Here is a 4010-nt window from a genome sequence, read left to right as displayed (position 1 = left end):
TCTTTGGAGCGAAACGTCAGTAGATCGGACATCGACCGACTCGGGAGAGGAGAGGGCGGCGGCTGCACTTCAGACGAGATTTGGAGGGACAGATGGGCGCACCGAGTGTGCGATTGTCCTGGGAAGGGCGACAAGTGTTCGGAGGGGGGATCGAGAGGAAGAAACTGTGCAACTTCCTTGTCATGAAACTGGAAAATTAGGTTAGTTGGTTCAGTTGGTTCATCGGTTGGCGACGAATCGCAAGCGTTCACGATGACTGGGCTACAATCACAGCTGGCACACCTGCCGAGGGCACCTTGCGGCGGCGCCGTAGGCGGCGGTGAGGCACGCCGCGAAGTTCCGTGTTTTCGACGATTCGCTACGTATGGAGGCGAAGGGACGGCCACAGTCGCCGCGCGCCGGCCGGAACGCTGCCGCGGCGGCGGCTGCGAACAAGAACGCGCGGGTCGCGGACAGGGAAGCCTTGACCGCGGGTTGATCCGGCCCGTTCGGCCTTGTCGCGGACGTTCCGGCCACTGCGAGCCCGGTGCGCGGGACCGTTGCGCCGGGGTGGAGGGACCGGGGGCAGGGCTGCTCTACGGTGGTGACGGGGCTCTTCCAGAATCACCGCGCACCCGCCTGCGAAGACAAGGCCCAGGCTCCGGGCGCGGCCCACGCCTTGTACCGGGCTCCGCCGGGTCTCTTCGAGACGCTCCCTCATCACGGGTTCGAGTTCCTGAAGGCCGAAGAGAACCTCGTATCCCTCCGGATCCAACACGACCGCCGTTTGATGTATGGGCCGGCCGCCGCCCTGCGCAGTGTGGACGCCGGTGCTTGTCGAGCTTGGCGTTGCCGCTCCTGCGGTCCATCGTCGGGGGGCCCCCAGCGGAGAGGAAGGGGATCAGCCCCGGGCGGCTGCAGGGAGTGTTGGAGGACCTTCCGATGCGGCATGCAACACAGGCCGGCGCCAACCGACAAGCCGGGAACTGCCCGGGGAAATGCATACGATCGTAGCCACCTTCCTCACGGGCCCCCGAATGATGGTTTGCAATAATTCCGAAAGGGGCTGTCATGACACCGAAAGCGCCGGGGAAGCCTGCCGGATCGGAATCTCGTTGCCTGAATTGGCGGAAACGTTCCCCGACGATGAGGCCGCGGAGAGGTGGATCGCGAACTTCCGTTGGCCCGACGGGCCCCGGTGCCAGCGTTGCGACGCCAAGAACGTGCAGTCGGGACCACGCATCCACCCGGTCCCGACCGTTGTCGCCCCTGCCGCAAGTTCTTCTCTGTCCGCACCGGCACCGTCATGCGGAACTCAAACCTAGGCGCCAGGGTGTGGGTGTGGGTCACCTGCCTGCTGTCCACGAACCTCAAGGGCGTGGCTAGCCTGGAGCTGCGCCTCGATCTCAAGGCGACACGGAAGATGGCCCGGCGCCTAGCCCACCGAATCAGGGAAGCGTGGAACGACGCTCGGGGGCCGTTCCCGGGTCCGGTCGAGGTCGACGAGACGTTCTCCGGCGGCAAGGAAGGCAACAGGGACGCATCGAAGAAGTTGCGCGCCGGCGGTGGCGGCAAGGGCAAGGTGGCCGTGGTCGGGATGAAGGACCGGGACCCCAACGCCGTCACGGCTAAGGTGGTCGATAGCATGGACCGGGCCACGCTGCAGGGATTCGTCAAGGGCAACATTCGAGAAGGGCCCCGAGATATTCACCGACGACTTCGGTTCGTGCCACGGGCTCCCGCAGCACACGGCGGTCAACCATTCGGTCGGGGAGTACGTGGAGGGCATGGGCGGAAGCCTTCGCTCCTGACCATATGCAAGGGTTCCGCGGACTGCTCGAACCGATTTCTCACCAGGCTGCTGGCCGGCCTTGACGCGAAACCGCCCTGCTCGCCTTCGCGGCGTTGATGACGTGGATGGGGTGCCGCGGGCGCGCTGGTGGACGGCCTTACGCAGCCGCGTAGGCTCCCGTTCCACCACCGCGGCGAGGTCATTCCACGGACACCGCCCCTCCTGGGGGAAGAGAGCCGTCACGAGCGGCTGGCACGTCAGTTGAGACAGTTCACGATCTTCCAGTACGTGTCCGGCGCCACGTAGACCAGCATCCTCTTGTCCTCGAACTCGGAGCAGATGTAGGAGCGGCCGGTTTCCACGCTGGAGAACGCGCGCAAGATCTGATCCTTCGGGATGGTCCAAATCTGACTCACCATGGGGCGAATGTCCGTCCGCGGGGGTTCCGTCATCCCGATGACCTGGAAGGTGACCCAGGTTGGGCCGCGCACGAACGCCACCCGGGAGTCCTGTTGGGCGTTGGCGCTCAGGGCGAACAGAAGCACGCAGGCGCCGATGATCGGTATTTGGACAACACTCTGGACCGAATCAGTATCCTGTGGAGTCTTGGTAGGCGCCGTTCCTGGTGTGTTGTGGGCTCCTTGAGAGAGATTCTCAGGGAAGCGCCATGTAGAGAAGCGGTGCGGGAAATGGCTGAATCCCAGGAACGTCTGATAAAGACGCGTACAAATGCCATTCACCGCGAACCGGTTGCGTTGGAATCCGCAATTGCAACGCTGCCGCAGGTTCGCGTTACCGATACGGCTGCATACGTAGACCTGCCCACCGGAACCCGCACTATTGCCGTGGAGGCAGGTGAAGAGATAGGGATCAGCGAAAGGGTGGATGCAGTATTGAATCCCGAATAGGGAGATAACTCAATGACTCCCATTCGGGAACATCTTTTCATGGCTTCTTCTCCGGCTCGAACCCTTTACGGATTGCGTCCTTCACGCCGAGAACGGCGGAAAGGGCGCCCACCACGGCGGCCGCGACAACAATCAAGATACGGGTGAAGATGTCGCGGCGTCTCCCCCCAGGTGATTTCCTTCGCCGCGCCTCGCGACTCCCTCCCACGGCAAACGCCGGGACCCAACCGGCAGCGCGTTCGTGGGCAGGTTGATGTTCCCGCTGCCCCTCCTGCGCAGGCGAGTGTTGTCCCTGTCGCCTGATTCTCCGTCAACTCAAGGGCCGCGGCCGATTCCGCCGTGTCAACAAGGGCCCTCTCGATGAAGAAGTCGACTACGTCCTTCTGCTTCCGTTTGGAGAGAATTTCGGCCGGGGATGCCTGGGCTTGAACACATCTCCGCAATTCCCCACCATGTCCAAACCTATAACTGCCTTCGTGAAACTAAAGTGTTTCAACAAAGAAATGGCGAATCCGCCGGTCCTGGAGAGGACCCGCGCCACCGGAGACTGTCAACAGACGTCGACCAGGACGCACGAAAACGCCCATGGATTCGGAGAACCGGTACGACCGTGGGCACATCGTTCCGGCGAACCACCTGGACGGCAAGGAGGACGCCTGCGGGCCAAGTTGCCCTGATGACCAAGGTGGTGCCACAGGGTGGCATCGCCCGACGCAGTGTAGGCGGTGACGGGCCGCGTGCTGATTCCGCCCGGCACCGGCAAGACGCGGAGGGCGGAACCGGCCAACCGGCAAGGCTCAACGACGTGCGATCCGTGAGCGGACGTCCAAGAGGGCGCGGCGCGGGAAACCGGTCTGCCGCCCCGCACCCGTCCGCGCGCCGGGACCGGGCGGGGGCTCCTACGAGCGCTCGGGCGCCGGCATGCTGTAGCCCACGCCGCGCTCGTTCAGGATGTAGACGGGCCGGGCCGGGTCATCGCCGAGCTTTCGGCGGAGGTTCTTCACGAAGTTGCGCACGAGACGCACGTCGCCGAACTCCTGCCCGTTCCAGAGCTGGCGGAACAGGGCCTCGTAGGTGGTGACCCGTCCGGCGTTCAGGGAGAGCAGGCGCAGCAGATTATACTCAGTGGCCGTCAGAGTCACGGGACGGCCGGCCACGGTCACTCGGCGCTCCTCGTAGCGGATGGCGATATCGCCGAGCACGAAGGACTCCGGGTCGGCCCGCCGTCTCAGGGCCGCCCGGATCCTCGCCGTGAGCTCGGTGGGCGAGAAGGGCTTGACGATGTAGTCGGCGGCGCCCGACTCCAACGCCCTGGCGATGGTCTCGTCCCG

3 protein-coding genes are annotated in these 4010 nt (G+C 64.4%); 1 reads left to right on the top strand and 2 read right to left on the bottom strand.

What is annotated here, in order from left to right; genetic code table 11:
- Window positions 1-2028: 2028 nt before the first annotated feature.
- Window positions 2029-2316 carry a hypothetical protein gene (locus tag OXF11_15410; GenBank protein ID MCY4488480.1) on the bottom strand — a complete coding sequence of 96 codons (288 nt, stop codon included), beginning with the start codon at window positions 2314-2316 and terminating at the stop codon, window positions 2029-2031.
- Between the two features lie 144 nt (window positions 2317-2460).
- Here OXF11_15410 and OXF11_15405 point away from each other — a divergent pair, with 144 nt between their 5' ends.
- The gene (locus OXF11_15405) at window positions 2461-2679 is read left to right on the top strand and encodes a hypothetical protein (protein MCY4488479.1); all 219 of its coding nucleotides are present in this window, start codon (window positions 2461-2463) and stop codon (window positions 2677-2679) included.
- 899 nt (window positions 2680-3578) lie between these two features.
- Here the strand turns inward: OXF11_15405 and OXF11_15400 are convergent.
- A partial coding sequence (locus tag OXF11_15400) for a response regulator transcription factor (protein ID MCY4488478.1) occupies window positions 3579-4010 on the bottom strand: 432 nt, incomplete at its 5' end.

This window comes from Deltaproteobacteria bacterium, assembly GCA_026712905.1.
In the GTDB taxonomy this organism is placed as follows: Bacteria; Desulfobacterota; Binatia; order UBA9968; family JAJDTQ01; genus JAJDTQ01.
This window is presented reverse-complemented; position numbering and strand designations above follow the sequence as displayed.